Raw genomic sequence first — 2,763 nt, 5'->3', positions numbered from 1 at the left:
ACGCATCGGCGCCTGCCAGCGCACGCGCAACACGCTCCAGGCCATGGCCGTAGCCATCGGCCTTGACCACCGCCATCACCTGCGAATTCGGCGCAAGCAGCCGCACCTGCGCCAGGTTATGACGCAAAGCATCGATATGAATGGTGGCCGTGGTAGCCCGGGACATCAGCAAATTCTAACGGATTTGTAGGAGCGGCTTCAGCCGCGATTGCCGCCACATTGTAGGAGCGGCTTCAGCCGCGACTGGTCTTGTTGATCGAAGAGCTATCGCGGCTGAAGCCGCTCCCACAGTTCTGGCTATTCGAAGGAGCCGGTGCTGTCGCGGGCCAGGTTGTCGAAGCGGGTGTATTCGCCGAAGAATTTCAGCTTGCACATGCCGGTCGGGCCGTTACGTTGCTTGCCGATGATCACCTCGGCCAAGCCCTTGTCGGCCGACTCCTTGTTGTAGTACTCGTCGCGGTAGATGAAGACGATGATGTCGGCGTCCTGCTCGATGGCGCCGGATTCGCGCAGGTCGGCCATCACCGGGCGCTTGTCGGTGCGCGATTCCAGGCCGCGGTTGAGCTGCGACAAGGCCACCACCGGCACGTTGAGTTCCTTGGCCAGGGCCTTGAGCGAGCGGGAAATCTCGGAGATTTCCGTGGCGCGATTTTCGCCGGTGCCGGGCACCGTCATGAGCTGCAGGTAGTCGATCACGATCAGGCCGAGGTCATGCTCACGCTTGATCCGGCGCGCCTTGGAGCGCAGCACGTCCGGCGATAGCGCCGGCGTGTCGTCGATGAATATCTTGACGTCGGAAAGCATCTTGATCGCCATGTTGACGCGCGACCAGTCCTCGTCCTCGAGTTGGCCGGTGCGCAGGCGCGTGGCGTTGATGCGGCCGATCGAGGAAATCAAGCGGAACGCCAGCTGCGATGCGGACATTTCCATGGAATAGACCGCGACCGCCTTCTTGGTCTTGAGCGCGGCGTATTCGGCCATGTTCAAAGCCAACGTGGTGTTGTGCACGCAGATGTCGTTGGCGATGAAGTTGTGCGTGTCGGGCACGGTCAGGTCGTAGACCTGCTGTTCACCGGTCGCGATGATCGACTCGATCCGGTCCCAGACCACGTCGCTGCTCGCCAGCGCCGCCAGTCCGGCGTCCTGCAGCACCATGGCAATCCGGGCGAGGCGATCGCGCGACAGCGCGCGCTTGCCGACATGGCTGTTGGAATCGTTACAGCCGGTTCGACGCGCCAGCTCGGCCCAGGACATGTCGCCCTTGGCCTCCGCGATCCGGTCCCAGACCGCCACCGGGATGTGGTCGACGTTGCTGTGCGCGCCACGCCTGGCAAGCGACGCTTGCACGGCGTCGACCGCCGCTTGCCTGCCGAAAATACCGATCTCACCGATCAAGGTTCGGATCGAATCCGCGTCGGTGATATCCAATTGCCAGGCCGGGCGCCGCGTGTCCCGGTACTTCACCCAGCGCTGGCGCAGTTTGGCAACGACGCCAAAGCGCAGCAACAGATGCTGCACTTGCCGCGCGAGCCGTTCGGACACGCTGGCGTAGCCAAGCTGGGCCTGGCCGGAGGCCAGCACCGTCGCCCGGCCGTCGGTGGCGAACAGCCGGTTCAGGAAGTGCGCCACCTGTTCGCGCGGCAGGCGGAAAATCGCAGCCGGAATGGATTTCCCGTGCGCGTTCTTGCCCATCAGGCCCAGCTCGCGCAACCACAGCGTCATCGGGTTGGGGGCATTCCTGGACGCGGCGGCGATGCCACCCGCTGCCAGTGCCGTCGGCTCGATCGCAAGCTCTCCGCACAGGCGGCCAAACAATTCGCTATCAGGCACCGTCTGGCCGTGGCGCCAGTGGGTGATGCTCGCCGGCTCGACGTTCAGCGCCGACGCGAGGCTTGATGCAGTCCGGCCGCTGGCGACGATTCCGGCATCGAGCGTACGGGCGAAGCGATCGCGGCGCATCGACACGTCATTCGTATTGGCCCCGACACGCCAGGACGAAGCAAAGCCGGGGCGTTTTTCGGTCGGCGTTGCCGTCACTCCGCCGAAAGCATCGACTGCGGCCATGAACTCGGCAACGATCTCGGGGTTGGTGTTGGTGAACTTGGGCTGGCTGCTGGTGAGCCCGCCGTCGCCGATCAGATAGGCGAGCAAGGTGACTTCGCACTCGCGCATCGGCTGGTCGCCAAATACGGGCAGGCGTCGCGGCACGGCGATGTAGTCGCCCTCCTTCAACTCGAGCAGCGGCTTCCAGCCATCCAGGGTCAGGAACGGATGCGGCGCCGTGGTCTCGACCCGGCGACCCAGGCGCGTGCGGATCTCGAAGGTCGGCTTGATCCCGTCGTCGATGAAATCGGACGGCGTCGTGCGTGCAAGGCGATGCTCGTCGGTCAGCGTTCCGATGCCGCCAGCCCGCGTCTGGCAGATTTCCTCGATGGTGGCGATCGAACCGTCGTCCAGGACGATCTCGGAATCGGCGCTCAAGCACTTGCCCATCGCCGGACGCGCCGCAAGGATAATCAAATCCGAAGGCTGCAAGCCCGCCGTCATTTCGTCGAAATCATGGAACCCTGTCGGCAGGCCGGTGACCGTACCCTGGTTTTCGTAGCGTTCCTGCAGAAGCTGGAACGCTTCCTTCATCGCCTCGCGCAGCGGCACGAAATCGGCGCGGCCGCGGCGGCCTTGCTCGGCGATGCGGAACACTTTCATTTCCGCGGCCGACAGCACTTCCTGGCTGTCGCGACCCTCAGGCTGGAAGCCGTCGTT

2 protein-coding genes are annotated in these 2,763 nt (G+C 64.3%); both read right to left on the bottom strand.

Annotated features, from left to right (window positions below):
- Positions 1-166: alanine racemase (locus WC739_RS25265; protein ID WP_372955714.1), on the bottom strand; the 166-nt coding region annotated here is incomplete at its 3' end.
- 131 nt (positions 167-297) lie between these two features.
- A partial coding sequence (dnaB, locus tag WC739_RS25260) for a replicative DNA helicase (RefSeq protein ID WP_372955713.1) occupies positions 298-2,763 on the bottom strand: 2,466 nt, incomplete at its 5' end.

This window comes from Mesorhizobium sp. (assembly GCF_041661565.1).
Taxonomy (GTDB): Bacteria; Pseudomonadota; Alphaproteobacteria; order Rhizobiales; family Rhizobiaceae; genus Mesorhizobium.
Note: the sequence above shows the minus strand (reverse complement) of the source record. Positions and strands in the feature narration are given on the sequence as shown.